Consider the following 14,406-nt stretch of genomic DNA (forward strand, 5'->3'; position numbering starts at 1 on the left):
GTTGCGTGGCATGACCGCAACGACGGCGGAGGCTCCCCCGCCCGCCCCGCGTCTTCCCCGGCGGCGGGGCGTCGAGCTCTCGCTCCTGGTGGGCGCCGTCCTCATCAGCGTCTTCGGCTATGCGGCGGTGGGGCTCGCCCGCCACAACGCCGTACCGCACGACGTCCTGCGCTACGGCGCCGGCCTCGGCGTCCTCGCGCTTGTGGCCCACCTCGCCGTGCGGTTCCGCGCCCCGTGCGCCGATCCGCTGTTGCTGCCCATCGCGGTCCTCCTCAACGGCCTGGGCCTGGTGCTCATCTACCGGCTCGACCAGGAGACGCCGCACGACATCGCCGCGCCCGTCCAGCTGATCTGGTCCACGCTCGGAGTCGCCCTCTTCATCACCGTGGTCCTCATGCTGCGCGACCACCGGCTCCTCCAGCGCTACGCCTACGTCTCGGTCGCCGCCGCGCTCGCCCTGATGCTGGTGCCGATCTTCTTCCCCGCGGTGAACGGCGCCCGGATCTGGATCCGTATCGGCGGACTGTCCTTCCAGCCGGGCGAGTTCGCGAAGATCCTGCTCGCCGTCTTCTTCGCGGCCTACCTCGCCGCCAACCACACCACGCTCGCCAGCACCGGACGCCGGATCTGGCGGATGCAGCTCCCCACCGGCCGGGTACTCGGTCCCGTCGTCGCGATCTGGCTGATCAGCGTGGCCGTGCTCGTGCTGGAACGAGACCTCGGCACCTCGCTGCTCTTCTTCGGGCTCTTCGTGATCATGCTGTACGTGGCCACCGGCCGGACCGGCTGGATCGCGGTGGGTCTGACGCTCGCGGCGGCCGGGGCGGTCGCGGTCGGTCTGCTCGAACCCCATGTGCACGGCCGGGTCCAGGACTGGCTCGACCCGTTCGCGACCATCGAGGCCGGCCAGGGCCCCAGCCAGGTCGCCCAGTCGCTGTTCGCCTTCGCCGCGGGCGGGATGCTCGGCACCGGCCTCGGCCTCGGCCACTCCACGCTCATCGGGTTCGCGACGAAGTCCGACTTCATCCTCGCCACCGCGGGCGAGGAACTCGGACTGGTCGGCCTCACCGGGATCCTGATGCTCTACGCGCTGATGGTGGCGCGCGGCTTCCAGGCCGGGCTCTGTCTGCGCGACCCGTTCGGACGGCTGCTGGCGGTGGGGCTCGCCTCGATCATCGCCCTCCAGGTCTTCGTCATCGCGGGCGGAGTGATGGGGCTGATCCCGCTCACCGGCATGGCCATGCCCTTCCTGGCGCAGGGCGGTTCGTCCGTCGTCACCAACTGGGTCATCGTGGCGCTGCTGATCCGGGTCAGCGACTCGGCCCGCAGGCCGAGCCCGGAACCGGCCGACACCGAGGTCCTCGTCCCGGCCCTGAAGGAGGACAGGTGATCCGCTACATCCGCCGCGCGGCCGGCCTCTGCTTCCTGCTGCTGCTCGCCCTGCTGATCAACGCCGCACGAGTGCAGCTCGTCGCGTCCGGCTCGCTGGACGACAACCCGGCGAACCGCCGCACGGCGATCGGCCGTTACGACGGGCCGCGCGGCGACATCCTGGTCGGCGGCAGACCCGTCACCGGCAACGAGGACACCGGCCAGCAGCTCCGCTTCGAACGCACCTATCCCCAGGGCCCGCTGTACGCGCCGGTGACCGGCTTCTCCTCGCAGACATACGGCACCACCCTCCTGGAGAACGCGGAGGACACGGTGCTCTCCGGCTCGGACCCGCTGCTCACCGCGTTCCCGTTCTGGAACGACGTGAGTGGCCACCGGCGGTCCGGCGGCCATGTCGTCACCACCATCAAGCCCTCGATGCAGGAGGCCGCGTACCGGGGACTCGGCGGCAAGCGGGGCGCCGTCGCCGCGCTCGAACCGTCGACCGGCAGGATTCTCGCGCTGGTCAGCAGCCCGTCGTACGACCCCGGCGAGCTCTCGGGCACGGGCATGTCGACGACATACGCGTGGGCACGGCTCAACGCCGAGTACACACAGCCGATGCTGAACCGGGCGATCCGGCAGACGTATCCGCCCGGCTCCGCGTTCAAGATCGTGACCGCGGCGGCGGCGCTGGACGCGGGGGTGGTCGCCGATGTCGACGCGCCGACCGGTACGCCCGACCCGTACATCCTGCCGGGCACCCGCACCACGCTGCCCAACGTGACGAAGGACTGCGGCAACGCCTCGCTCGCCTACGCGATCCAGTGGTCGTGCAACTCGGTGATGGCGGCCATCGGCGTGAAGATCGGGATGGCCGGAATGCTGGACACGGTCTCCAGGTTCGGCTTCAACGACCGCAAGCTGCGCATCCCCTCCGGGGTGGCCCCCTCGAACTTCGACAAGCGGATGACCGTGGACCAGCTGGCGCTGTCGTCGATCGGGCAGTTCAACACCACCGCGACACCGCTCCAGATGGCGATGGTCTCGGCGGCCGTCGCCAACGGCGGGGACCTCAAGCAGCCCCATCTCGTGGAGCGGGTGACGACCCCCGGCGGCCGGACGCTCTCGCAGACCGACCAGCGTTCGTACCACCAGGCGATGTCCCCCTCCACGGCACGCGAGTTGCAGCGGCTGATGGTGCGCGTGGTGGAGGACGGCACCGGCGGGAAGGCCGCGATCAAGGGGGCGAGGGTCGGCGGCAAGACAGGCACGGCGCAGCACGGTCTCGGCAACTCGGGTACGCCGTACGCCTGGTTCATCTCCTGGGCGCAGGCGCGCGGCGCCACCCAGCCCGCGGTCGCGGTCGCGGTGGTCGTCGAGGACGCCACGGGGGTACGCGGGGCCATCAGCGGCGGCGGCAGCGCGGCTCCCATCGCGCGCGCCGTCATGGAGGCGGCCCTGCGAGACTGATCCGATGACGGTGGCCCGCGCTCTGGAGCGGATCGAACGGCTGGACCCGCAGGTCTGCGCCTTCCTCGACGTGTGGCCGGAGCGGGCGCTGAGCCGGGAGCCCGATCCGGCGGGGGCGCTGGCGGGAGTTCCGTTCGCGGTGAAGGGGCCGGCCGGCATCCGCGCGCATGCGGCCCGTCGGCTGATCGCGGCGGGCGCCGTGCCGGTCGGATCGACGGCGGTGCCGGGGCCGGGCACGTATTGGCAGACCTGGGGCCTCGGCCGGCACGGCCGGACACTCAACCCGTACCGGGCGGACCGCACGCCCGGCGGCTCCTCGGCGGGTGCGGCGGTGGCGGTCGCGACGGGCATGGCCGCTCTCGCCACGGGCAGCGACGGCGCCGGGTCGGTACGTATCCCGGCGGCCTGGTGCGGGGTGTTCGGGCTGAAGACGACGAACGGCCTGCTGCCGTCGCCCGACCGTACCGGTCTCGCCTCGGCGGGTGTGCTCACCCCGACGGCCGCGGAGGCACGGACCTGTCTGCGGGCGGTGCTCGGCCCGTACGAGGAGGTGCGCCCGGTCCTGCCGCTGCGGGCGCGCTGGTCACCGGACCTGGGATTCGCACGGACGGACCCGGAGGTGGAGTCGGTGGCACGGGCGGCGGCCGGGCTGCTGGAGACGACCGGAGTGGTACGCCTGGACCGGAGCCCCCTCCACCTCCTCGACCCGCGGGACGCCTGGCAGGCGGTCCGGGGCGGCCGCCCGGCAGCCGGTGCGGCGGTCCGCGCGGAGAACGACCGCCGCCTGGACGCCCTGTTCGCCCGGACCGACGTACTGCTGACCCCCGCGACCCCGAACCGCCCCCACGGCCACGACGGCCCGGGCGACACCTACTCCACGGGGCTGACCTGGGCGTTCAACCTCAGCGGCCATCCGGCGGCGAGTGTCCCGGCGGGCTTCACGGACGACGGCTGCCCGGTGGGCCTCCAACTGGTCGCGGCGCGCGGGGCGGACGTGGCGCTGGTCGAGATGGCGGTGGCGGCGGAGGAACGGCTGCCGGCAGTGATCCGACCGGCCCAGATGCCCAGCGCGGCGAACCCGGGCGACTGAACCCGGCGTACAGCCCGGCTCGTGCCGAGCCGCCGCGTTAGCGCGCCGGTGGAGTCGCCGGAGCAGCGGGCCGCGGGCCGTACGCCGTCAGGAAGCGGTCGCGGAACGTGTCCATCGGCCAGACCGGCGCGTCCGGGGACGGCTTGAGGCCCTCGTGCCAGCCCCAGCCGGCGATCTTGTCGAGGACCGCGGGGTCGTGGGCGACGATCGAGATCGGCACGTCCCGGCCGGCGTTCTCACCGGTGACGATCTTCGCGGGCTGGTGGTCGCCGAGGAAGACCAGCACGGTGTCCTTGTCGCCGTACTTCGCCACGTACGAGACCAGGCTGTTCACCGAGTACTCGATGGAGCGCCGGTACTCGGTACGCACCTGGTCGGGGTCCTTCCAGACCTCCTTGGGGTCCTTCCCGTCCTTGCTGATGGACTGGTAGACCGAGCCGTCACCGATCTCGTCCCACCCGATCGACTTGGGGATGGGCGCCCAGGGGTTGTGGCTGGAGACGAGGATGATCTCGCTCATCAGCGGCTTGCGGCCCGGCTTGCTGTTCTCCAGACGCTCGAAGGCCGACAGGCTGTACTGGTCGGGAACGGGCGCCCAGCTGAACTTCGGGCCCTCGTAGCCGAGCTCGCGGGAGTCGTAGACGGTGTCCAGGCCGTAGAACTTCCCCTCCGGCCACGAGCGGGTGACGCCCGGCATGATGCCGACCGTCCGCCAGGCGTCGGAGCGCTGGAAGGCGCCGGTGAGCGAGAGGTGGTCGCTGGAGGTGACACTGCGGTACCGCTGCTGGTTCTTGACCCACAGGCCCGACATGAAGGTGGAGTGGGCCAGCCAGCTGCCGCCGCCGAACGTGGGCGAGGTGAGGAAGCCGCTCCGTGCGGAGAACCCGGCCGCCTTCAGCCGGTCGGTGCCCTCGGCGAGGGTTTCGTTCATCTGCGGCGCCATCGCCGGGTCCTCGATGGCGCTGCGGCCGTAGCTCTCGATGAACGCGAAGATGACGTCCTTGCCGCGCAGTCCGGTCAGCAGCTGGTCGGCGGGGGTGTCGGCGAACCTGTCGACGGCCGCCTCCCTGGCGAACGCCCGCTCGTCCTCGATGCCCGCACGCACCGTGTACAGGCGGTGCTTGGCGAGGTCGGCCGTGGCCAGGGAGGCGACGGGGACGCCGACGTTCTGTATCCCGAGCGCCATGCAGGCGACCCAGACGGTCCCGGCCACCAGGACGGAACGGGTGGCCACCGCGCTGTGCTCGGCGACGAGCCGGGTCAGCCGGACGACCGCCAGCGTGATGAGGACGAGGACGGCGATGACCAGGGCGATGACCACGACGACGGCGCCGATCGCACCGGCGGTGCCGACCGAGTCCTGGAGGAACGCCTTCGCGTCGTCGAACAGGATCCAGTCCAGTACGAGGTCGAACGGCCGGTCGAGCACCGAGTAGAACCCCATGTCCAGCAGGTTCAGGATGGTCACGAGACCGAGGCACACCCCGGCGACGACCGCCGTCACCCGTCGCGCCCGCGTCGGCAGGACCAGCAGCAGGGCGGCGCCGAAGATCGCCTCGACGGGTATGCGGGTGAAGGAGGCGGGTGTGACGCGGGTGAGTTCATTGGGGACGACGAGCGCGGCGAACACCAGCAGGGCGGCGAGCACGGTCGTCGTCGACGAGCGGGCGCGGGCGATACCCGGGTTCCTCCGCCCGCCGGCCGGGGCCGATTCGGGGTCGGCGGCGGCCTCCGGGTCGGCGGCGTCCGGGTCGGCGGCGGGCTCGGGGTCGGCGGCGGCCTCGGGGTCGGCTGCCGCGGTGCCCTCCGCTTGAGGGTCGGGGTCGGCTGCCGCGGTGTCCTCCGCGTCGGCGTCGGCCGGGGCATCCGCGGCAGCGTCACCCGCCGTCGGCGCCGGGTCCCCCTCGCTGTTCGCCGCGTCCTTGTGCAGCAGCTGACGAGAGCGCGTGAAGAGCGACACCCGAAGGTCCTTCCGTGCGAAGCGCGGTGGTGGCACGGCGGACCGGGCTCGGGAGGTCGGGCCGCCGGCTAGGAGTACGGCCGGCCGGCGGTCCCGGTTCAACCGGCAGGTCATCCGCGCGGGAAGCGTACGCCCGCCCGGAACACCGGCCGACGGCCCGGTGCCTCCCGGAACGGCACGGTCAAGGACCGGCGGTCCCGCCCTCCGCGATCGCCTCCTCGACCTCCGCCACCCTGGCCCGATCCTCCTCCGCGAACCGTTCGCGGTCCAGCTGCTCCGCGATCTCCTCGTCCTGGGTCATCAGCAGGTCGAGGTTGGCGTCACCCATCTCGAAGACGCCCATGTCCAGGTACGCCTTCTGCAGCCGCTCGCCCCACAGACCGATGTCCTTCACACACGGCACGATCCTGCTGAACAGCAGCTTGCGGAACAGCTGGAGGAACTCGGACTGTTCGGAGAGCTCGGCGGCCTCCTGCCGGGGGATGCCGAAGTTCTCCAGGACCTCGACACCGCTGAGGCGATTGCGCATCAGGTAGCAGCCCTCGATCACGAACTCCTCGCGCTCGCGCAGTTCCGCGTCGCTGAGCTGCTTGTAGTAGTCGCGCAGCGCCATCCGCCCGAACGCCACGTGCCGCGCCTCGTCCTGCATGACGTACGCCAGGATCTGCTTGGGCAGCGGCTTGTCGGTGGTGTCGCGGAGCAGGCCGAACGCGGCGAGGGCGAGCCCCTCGATGAGGACCTGCATGCCGAGGTAGGGCATGTCCCAGCGCGAGTCGCGCAGGGTGTCGCCGAGCAGCCCCTGGAGGTTGTCGTTGACCGGGTACAGCATCCCGACCTTCTCGTGCAGGAAGCGCCCGTAGATCTCGGCGTGCCGGGCCTCGTCCATGGTCTGGGTGGCGGAGTAGAACTTGGCGTCCAGATCGGGCACCGACTCGACGATGCGCGCGGCGCACACCATCGCGCCCTGCTCGCCGTGCAGGAACTGGCTGAACTGCCAGGAGGTGTAGTGCTTCCGCAGCTCGCCCTTGTCCTTCTCGGTGAGCTTCGCCCAGTGGCGCGATCCGTAGAGGGTGAGCGCCTCGTCGGGGGTGCCGAGCGGGTCGTACGGATCGACCTCGAGGTCCCAGTCGATGCGCTTGGCGCCGTCCCACTGCTTGTCCTTGCCCTTCTGGTACAGGGCGAGAAGACGGTCGCGGCCGTCGTCGTACTCCCAGCTGAAGCGGGCGGCGCCCGAGGCCGGGACCTGCCATTGGAGGCTTTCAGGGGCGTTCGTGTAGCGGTCGTACGTCGACACCGGCGACTCCTTCGCCTCATATCCCGTATACCGAAGGCCACTTGGCAGGCTCACACGTTGGTAGACGAAGAGTCAACAAGTCGTGCGCAAGGGATTGACGAGCTTACTGACAAGGAGTCTCATAACTGCCATGACGACCGTGACCGAACGCGACTTGCGGCTGCTGCGCGATGCACTCGGCCCTCTGAGGGACCGTGAACAGGTCGCCGAGCGCCTGCTCGAGTCCTCCGCCAAGCACTCTTTCGACCCCGACAAGGAGCTCGACTGGGACTCCCCCGTCGAGGACGACAAGTGGTTCTGGCCGCCGGAGCTGGTGTCGCTGTACGACACCCCGCTGTGGCGGAAGATGTCCGAGGACCAGCGGATGGACCTGGCCAGGCACGAGGCCGCCTCGCTGGCCTCGCTGGGCATCTGGTTCGAGATCATCCTGATGCAGCTGCTGGTGCGGCACATCTACGACAAGTCCGTGACCAGCAACCATGTGCGGTACGCGCTCACCGAGATCGCGGACGAGTGCCGGCATTCGATGATGTTCGCCCGGATGATCCAGAAGGGCGGAGCACCCGCCTACCCGGTGCCGCGGGTCTACCACAATCTCGCCCGCGTCCTGAAGACCGTGTCGACGACACCCGGTTCGTTCGCGGCGACCCTGCTCGGCGAGGAGATCCTCGACTGGATGCAGCGCCTCACGTTCCCGGACGAGCGGGTCCAGACCCTGGTGCGTGGTGTCACCCGTATCCATGTGGTGGAAGAGGCCCGCCATGTCCGCTACGCCCGCGAGGAGTTGCGGCGCCAGATGGTGACCGCGCCGCGCTGGGAGCAGGAGTTCACCCGGCTCAGCTGCGGCGAGGCGGCCAAGGTGTTCTCCGTCTGCTTCATCAATCCGCAGGTCTACACGAACGTCGGTCTCGACCGACGTGAGGCCGTGGCGCAGGTGAAGGCGAGCGGCCACCGTCGCGAGGTGATGCAGTCGGGCGCCAAGCGGCTCACGGACTTCCTGGACGACATCGGCGTGCTGAGGGGGCCGGGGCGGAGGCTGTGGAAGAGCTCGGGCCTGCTGGCGTAGTCGACGGCCGCCCGGCCGCACGGGCGGACGGTGTCGACGGCCCGGCCACGCGGGCCGGCCGCATCGTGCCACCGGCCGCCGGACAGGCGGCCGGGCCCGTGCCGGGCTTCCCCGCTCGCCGCCTGCCGCCGGAGCCGTGCGGTTACGCTGCGAGCATGACCAGTCCCGCTCCGGCGACCCGTGCGTACCGACGGCTCAGCGTCGAGGAACGCCGCAGGCAGCTCCTGGCGGCGGCCCTCACCCTCTTCGCGCACCAGCCGCCGGGCGAGATCTCGCTCGACGACGTGGCCGAGGCGGCCGGGGTGTCCCGGCCCCTCGTCTACCGCTACTTCCCGGGAGGGAAACCGCAGTTGTACGAGGCGGCCCTGCGCTCGGCGGCCGACGAGCTGGAGCTGTGCTTCACCGAACCGCCGTCCGGGCCGCCGACGGAGCGGCTCTCACGGGTGCTGGACCGCTATCTCGCGTTCGTCGACGAACACGACGCGGGGTTCAGCGCGCTGCTTCGCGGCGGCAGCGTGGCCGAGACCTCGCGTACGACGGCGATCGTGGACGAGGTGCGGCGGGCCGCCGCCGAGCAGATCCTCGTCCACCTCGGCGTGGACCGGCCGGGCGCGCGGCTGCGGATGATGGTGCGGACGTGGATCGCGGCGGTCGAGGCCGCGTCGCTGATCTGGCTGGACGAGGGAAAGCAGCCCGCCGCCCAGGAGCTGCGGGACTGGCTGATCGACCACTTGATCGCGCTGCTGACGGCGACGGCGGCGACGGACACGGAGACCGCGGGGGCGGTGACGGCGCTGCTGGGTCTGGAGCGGGCGGAGGGACCGGTGGGGATACTGGCGCGCCGGGTCGTCCCGGTGATGGACGACGCGACGCGCCTGCTGTAGCCGGCCCGGAACACCCCGCCCCGGGTAGGAACCTGCCCGGCGTTCCTACAGGTCGTGCCCCAGGCCAGGAGTGGTGGGGATCGCCAGCCAGCCCTGGTCCGCGGTGTGGGCGAACGCCGTCGGGGCCAAGGGCTCCTCCGAGACCAGGAGCGGTCCCACCAGGTCCGCCGGGACCGTGGCGTGCGGCAGCGACGCCGCCAGATGGGCCGCCGCCAGGGTCGCCACGCCCAGCTCCGGCATCGTGCCGAGCTTCACCGACAGCCCCGCCGCCTCCGCGAGCGCCGCGATCTGCCGGGCCCGGTGCAGACCGCCCACCTTGAGGATCTTGATGTTGAGGACGTCGGCCGCGCCCCGCCGCACGATCTCCATCGCGTCGTGCAGCGACTGCATGCTCTCGTCGGCCATCACCCGTACCCCGCCGCTGCTCCTCAGCCCCGCCATGCCCGTCAGGTCCCAGCGCGGCAGCGGCTGTTCGACCAGATCGAGTCCGGCGTCGGCCAGCCGGGCGACGGTACGGCCCGCGGTGCCGGGGTCGTAGCCCTCGTTGGCGTCGAGGCAGAGCTCGGCCGTGTCCGGCAGCACCTCGCGTACGAGGCGCACCAGCTGGACGTCGAGGTCCGGGTCCTCGCCGCCCTTGACCTTGATGTGGGTGAAGCCCCGGGCCGCGTACTCCGCCGCCTCCTTCACCATCTCGTCGACGGTGCCGAGCCCGACCACCCAGGTGGTGGGCACGCGCGGCCGGACGCAGCCGCCGAGCAGCAGATGGACCGGCCGGCCGGCGGCGCGCGCGGAGAGGTCGTGCAGGGCGATGTCCAGCGCGGCCTTGGCGAGGTGCTGGCCGCGGATCGCGCCGTCCATGGCCTGGTGCGCCCCGGCCAGATCGCGGGGATCACGGCCGATGAGCACGGGCGCCGCGTGGTCGGTGAGCGCGGCTTCGAGTCCGGCGAGGGTCTCGCCGGTGTAGGCGGTCATCGGGGAGGCCTCGCCGAAGCCGGACAGACCGTCGGCCGTGCGCACCTCGACGACGAGGCTGACGAGTTCGGGGCTGGTGCCGCTGCTGATGACGAAGGGGCGTCGATAGGGGGCCCTGACGACGCGCGTGTGGACCGAGGCGATCTTCAAGCACGGCTCCTTCGGTTTACGGCCCGGGCCGTAAGCGCGGGCTCAGAGGCGTACGCGGTAGACGATCGGAGGGCGGCCGGTCTGACCCAGTTGCCGGCTGCCGGTGGGGACCGCCACCCCCGCGCGTTCGAGTCGCTTGAGGATGCGGCGGGCGGTGCGTTGCTGGACGGAGAGGTGTTCGGCGACGCGGTGCGCGGTGATGCCGTCCTCCTCTTCCTCGGCGGCCAGTTCCCGCAGCCGGTCCAGCGTCCTCGGGTTGAGTCCGACGCGGCGGGCCAGCGTCGCCGTGCTCTCCGGACCCGTCGCGGGGCTCACGGGCGGGGTGCGTTCCGCGTCGATGACGATGTCGACATCGTCGGTCATGGAGACGACTCCGGCGACCGCGCCCACCGAGCGGGCCCGGTTGACGGCCCGTCTGGCCAGGGACTCCGCCTCCGCGGCGGTGCGTCCGAGACCGAATCCGACGTGGGCGGTGCCGTGCCGTGCCGCGAGATCGGCGAGGAAGGGGAGGCGGGTGAACTCCTCGCTGACCTCTTCCAGGACCCCGCGGGTGGTGACGACCAGCCGTGCGCCGTCCGGCAGCCCGGCGAGACTTCCGCCGAGCACCCGCAGGTCGGCGGCGAGTTCCCGGTCGTCCGCGGGCAGATCGATGATGCCGAGGGCGATCTGGGCGTCGCCGCTGTGCGCTCCGGCGGTGGCGAGGACCAGCGCCTGGAGCGTGGAACGTATGGAATGGCGCGAGGGCGCGAGCCGGACCGCGTGCAGCTCGTGCTCGAGGAGGTGGAACGCCGAACCGAGGCAGGTGATGGCGACGCGTGTCTGCTTCTTGTCGCGTGCGTTCAGATGGAAGTCGGCGAGGTCCTGCGAGGTCAGCCCCGGCCGGTAGGGCAGGACGTGCACATGCTCGGTGGGCAGTTTGGCCTCCGTCAGCGTCTCCATGACCTCGCTGCGGCGCAGGGTGTCGATGGAGATGCGGGAGACGTCGTGGCCGAGGCGGAGCAGCTCCACCAGGGCGCGCAGCAGGGTCGCGCCGTTGTACGGGACGTACATCGCGGGCCGGTCCAGCAGGCCGGCCGCCGCGGCGAGGGTGTGCGGGACGACGCCGGTGAACAGCAGGGCGTCGGCCTCCGCCTGGGCGCGGGCGACCATACCGAGGGTCTCGTCCTCGTGCCGGTACGCGAGGGGCACGAGACGCTCGGCGCCCGACGCGCCGCCGACCGCGACCACCTTGTGGACCAGGTCCTCGGGACCGATGACGCCGACCGTGAGAGCCATCGGCCGGTCTCCGTTCTGCTGGAGTGGTTGGAGGGGGTACGACACATTCAGCCGGAGGTTGACGCCCACCAACCCACGGCCCTAATTTCGGCCCAGGCCATAACCGCACACTTGCGGAGAGGATAGTGCCCCGATGCCCGAACGGGAAATGCCACTGCCCACAGATCTCGATCCGCGCGGCCGCACCTTCGGCGAGGAGGAACGGGCCGCGGTGCTGCGGGTCCTCGACTCCGCGGTGCTGTGCAGCTCCTTCGGAAGTGAAGCACGCTCCCTGGAAGCGGAGATGTCGCACCTGTACTCCCGGCGGGAGGCCGTGGCCTGCAGTTCGGGTACTGCCTCCCTGCATCTGGCGGTAGCGGCGGCCGGGGCCGGGCCGGGCGACGAGATCATCACCACGCCCATCTCGGACTTCGGCACGGTGGCTCCCGTCATGGCCCAGGGCGCGCGGGTGGTGTTCGCCGACGTACGGGCCGAGGACGGCAATCTGGACCCGGCGGCGGTCGAGGCGGCCATCACCCCCCGCACCAAGGCGGTCATCGCCGTCCATCTCTTCGGCGCCGCGGCGGACATCGTCGCGCTGCGCGCGATCTGCGACCGGCACGGGCTCGTGCTCATCGAGGACTGCGCCCAGGCCTGGCTCGGCGAGGACGAGGAGGGCCGGCTGCTCGGCACCCTCGGCGACATCGCCTGCTTCAGCCTCCAGCAGTTCAAGCACATCACCGCGGGCGACGGCGGACTGGCCGTCACCGACGACCCGGAGCTCGCCCGCGGGATGCGGCTGTTCATGGACAAGGGCTGGGACCGCACCGAGGGCCGTATCCACCGCACGATGGGCCTCAACTACCGGATGCCGGAACTCGTCGCCGCGGTCGCGCGGGCCCAGCTGGGCAAGGTCGCGGACGTGGTGTCCCGACGGCGCCGGCGGGCCGGGCAGCTGGCCGCGGCGATCGACGGCCTGCGGGACTGCCGGTTGCCGGAGCGCCGGGAGGGCCACGCCTGGTGGGTGGTGCCGCTCCTGGTCGACGACAACGCCCGCTGGAGCAAGCGGCTCCTGGATCTGGGCATCCCGTCGGTTCCCGGCTACCTGGAACGGCCGCTGTACGCCAACCCGGCCGTGCCCGGGTATCCGCCGGGCCTGTGCCTCCGGGCGGAGGAGCTGATCGACCGTACGCTGCTCGTGCTCCCGTGGAACGAGGCGTACACCGAAGACGACGTGGACCGCATCGCGCGGGCCCTGTGCGAGGTGGGAGCACGATGAACGCGACACAGACGTACGAGTGGCTGCATCCGACACCGGCGGAGCACATCGGCTGGGACGTGGATGTGCTGTACGGGCCCTGGCCGCGGCACGAGCGGGACCTCGGGCTCGCGCAGGTGCGCGCGATCCTGGACCGCTCCCCCGTCGCCGGTGCGCTGGCGCTCTCCACGCGGGGACCCCTCTTCCACGACGGCGCGGGCAACGCCGAGACGGTGCGCGATCTCGCGGACTGCCCGGAGCTGCTGCCCGTCGGCACGGTCGACGTCCGGGACGCGCTCACCGCAGAGGAGCGGCTGGACGAACTGGCCGCCGACGGGGTCCGGTTCCTGCGGCTGTTCACCGTCGAGCAGGCGGCCGAGCCCGGCTTCCCGGGCTACCGGCGGGTGGTGAAGCTGGCCCTGGAGCGCGGGATGGTGCTCCTGCACGACGGCGACCCGCGCCGCTTCGGCCCGGTGCTCGCCGACCGGGGCGCGGAGGTGATCTTCCTGGATCTGCACGCGTATCTGCTGGCGGACTTCCTGCTGATGGCCCGTGACGAGCCGGGGTTCCGGGTCACCACGCGTCTGCTGTCCGGCTGCGACTCGATCGAGCGCGTCGTCGACCAGGTGGGCTCCCGCCATCTGGTCTTCGGCTCGCGCACGCCCTTCATGGACATCTCGCCCCTGACGCTGCGGCTGCGCTACGCGGACATCTCCGACGACGACCGTGCCGCGATCTCCACCAAGAACATCGAGGAGTTGCTCGTCTGATGCCGATCATCGATGTGCATGCGCATGTGGGCCGCTGGCAGTTCCATCTGACCTGCGGCGACGCGGACAACAACCTGCGCCAGATGGACCGCTACGGAATCGACGTCCAGCTGGTGTCGGCGTCGGAGGCGGTGGTCCTCGACGCGGTCGCCGGGAACGCGGCCCTGCGGGAGGTCCTGGAGACCCGGCCGCGGCTGCGGGGGTACGCGGTGGTGAACCCGAACCGGATCGAGGAGAGCGCGGCGGACCTCAAGCGGTGCCTGGGCACCGGGCTGTTCGTCGGGGCGAAGATCCACACCCACTACCCGGGGCGGCTGCCGGGGACCCGTGAGATGGCGGAGGCCTTCGACGTGGTCGCGGACGCGGGCGTACCGCTGCTGCTGCACACCTGGGGCCGCGAGGTGACCCTGCTGCCCGAACTCCTGGCGGAGCGCCCGGGACTGCGGGTGATCATGGGTCATGCGGGCGGGGACGCATGGCGTGAGGCCGCGCACGCGGCGGCGGGCTGCGACCGGCTGTATCTGGAGCACTGCCGTACGGCGGCGGACGCGGGACGGGTGGCCTACGCGCGGGAGGCGGGGGTGCCGGTGGAGCGGATGCTGTTCGGCACGGACGCGACGCTGATCGATCCGTGCTGGTCGCTGGGCGTGATCCGGGATGCGGGCTTCTCGGAGGAGGAGCGGGAGATGGTGCTGTGGCGCAACGCGCTGACGCTCTTCCCGGAGCTGCGCCCGGCCGTGGCCACCGCGCGGTAGCCGGGCGGGTGCGGCTGGACGGGGCTGGGCAGCCCGACCGGGCCGGCGCGGCCGGCAGGGGCCGGGTGCGACCGAACGGGCGAGGTGCAACCGAACGGGCGAGGGTCGG

The 14,406-nt window shown here is 71.7% G+C and carries 12 protein-coding genes; 8 read left to right on the top strand and 4 right to left on the bottom strand.

Annotation, left to right across the window (positions count from 1 at the left end; all coding sequences use genetic code 11):
* Positions 1–10: 10 nt before the first annotated feature.
* From RPQ07_RS12095 to RPQ07_RS12105, 3 genes are read left to right on the top strand one after another with little or no spacing between them, the layout of a single operon-like run.
* Complete coding sequence (locus RPQ07_RS12095; protein WP_313944125.1) at positions 11–1,390, top strand: FtsW/RodA/SpoVE family cell cycle protein; 1,380 nt, start codon at positions 11–13, stop codon at positions 1,388–1,390.
* Positions 1,387–2,844 carry a penicillin-binding transpeptidase domain-containing protein gene (locus RPQ07_RS12100; protein ID WP_313944126.1) on the top strand — a complete coding sequence of 486 codons (1,458 nt, stop codon included), beginning with the start codon at positions 1,387–1,389 and terminating at the stop codon, positions 2,842–2,844. The genes RPQ07_RS12095 and RPQ07_RS12100 overlap by 4 nt, the downstream gene beginning before the upstream one ends.
* Positions 2,845–2,848: 4 nt before the next feature.
* On the top strand, positions 2,849–3,934 hold the full coding sequence (locus RPQ07_RS12105) for an amidase family protein (protein WP_313944127.1): 1,086 nt from the start codon (positions 2,849–2,851) through the stop codon (positions 3,932–3,934).
* A 37-nt stretch (positions 3,935–3,971) separates the two neighbouring features.
* Here the strand turns inward: RPQ07_RS12105 and RPQ07_RS12110 are convergent, their stop codons facing one another.
* Together RPQ07_RS12110 and RPQ07_RS12115 are read right to left on the bottom strand one after the other, a co-directional pair.
* Positions 3,972–5,894: a sulfatase gene (locus RPQ07_RS12110; RefSeq protein ID WP_313944128.1), complete on the bottom strand. Its 1,923-nt coding sequence runs from the start codon at positions 5,892–5,894 to the stop codon at positions 3,972–3,974.
* A 181-nt stretch (positions 5,895–6,075) separates the two neighbouring features.
* Positions 6,076–7,188 (bottom strand): ferritin-like domain-containing protein, encoded by a 1,113-nt coding sequence (locus RPQ07_RS12115; protein ID WP_313944129.1) that lies wholly within the window; start codon positions 7,186–7,188, stop codon positions 6,076–6,078.
* Between the two features lie 130 nt (positions 7,189–7,318).
* On the opposite strand from RPQ07_RS12115, the gene RPQ07_RS12120 reads away from it, so the two are divergent.
* Together RPQ07_RS12120 and RPQ07_RS12125 are read left to right on the top strand one after the other, a co-directional pair.
* Positions 7,319–8,254 (top strand): diiron oxygenase, encoded by a 936-nt coding sequence (locus RPQ07_RS12120; RefSeq protein WP_313944130.1) that lies wholly within the window; start codon positions 7,319–7,321, stop codon positions 8,252–8,254.
* A gap of 155 nt (positions 8,255–8,409) precedes the next feature.
* Positions 8,410–9,138 carry a TetR/AcrR family transcriptional regulator gene (locus RPQ07_RS12125; protein ID WP_313944131.1) on the top strand — a complete coding sequence of 243 codons (729 nt, stop codon included), beginning with the start codon at positions 8,410–8,412 and terminating at the stop codon, positions 9,136–9,138.
* Positions 9,139–9,183: 45 nt separating this feature from the next.
* On the opposite strand, the gene RPQ07_RS12130 is transcribed toward RPQ07_RS12125, so the two are convergent.
* Positions 9,184–10,260 carry a mandelate racemase/muconate lactonizing enzyme family protein gene (locus RPQ07_RS12130; RefSeq protein ID WP_313944132.1) on the bottom strand — a complete coding sequence of 359 codons (1,077 nt, stop codon included), beginning with the start codon at positions 10,258–10,260 and terminating at the stop codon, positions 9,184–9,186.
* 42 nt (positions 10,261–10,302) lie between these two features.
* Positions 10,303–11,535, bottom strand: a complete 1,233-nt coding sequence (locus tag RPQ07_RS12135; RefSeq protein ID WP_313944133.1) for a hypothetical protein — start codon at positions 11,533–11,535, stop codon at positions 10,303–10,305.
* Positions 11,536–11,668: 133 nt separating this feature from the next.
* Between RPQ07_RS12135 and RPQ07_RS12140 the strand changes: the two genes are divergently transcribed.
* The 3 genes from RPQ07_RS12140 to RPQ07_RS12150 are packed head-to-tail and all read left to right on the top strand — an operon-like array spanning position 11,669 to position 14,297.
* A complete protein-coding gene (locus RPQ07_RS12140) occupies positions 11,669–12,793 on the top strand; it encodes a DegT/DnrJ/EryC1/StrS family aminotransferase (protein ID WP_313944134.1) in 1,125 nt (374 codons plus the stop codon).
* Positions 12,790–13,542, top strand: a complete 753-nt coding sequence (locus tag RPQ07_RS12145) for a hypothetical protein (RefSeq protein ID WP_313944135.1) — start codon at positions 12,790–12,792, stop codon at positions 13,540–13,542. Before RPQ07_RS12140 ends, RPQ07_RS12145 begins: the two co-directional genes overlap by 4 nt.
* The gene (locus tag RPQ07_RS12150; RefSeq protein WP_313944136.1) at positions 13,542–14,297 is read left to right on the top strand and encodes an amidohydrolase family protein; all 756 of its coding nucleotides are present in this window, start codon (positions 13,542–13,544) and stop codon (positions 14,295–14,297) included. Before RPQ07_RS12145 ends, RPQ07_RS12150 begins: the two co-directional genes overlap by 1 nt.
* Positions 14,298–14,406: the final 109 nt, after the last annotated feature.

Origin of the sequence: Streptomyces sp. AM8-1-1, from assembly GCF_032229325.1 — a bacterium.
Lineage (GTDB): Bacteria > Actinomycetota > Actinomycetes > Streptomycetales > Streptomycetaceae > Streptomyces > Streptomyces achmelvichensis.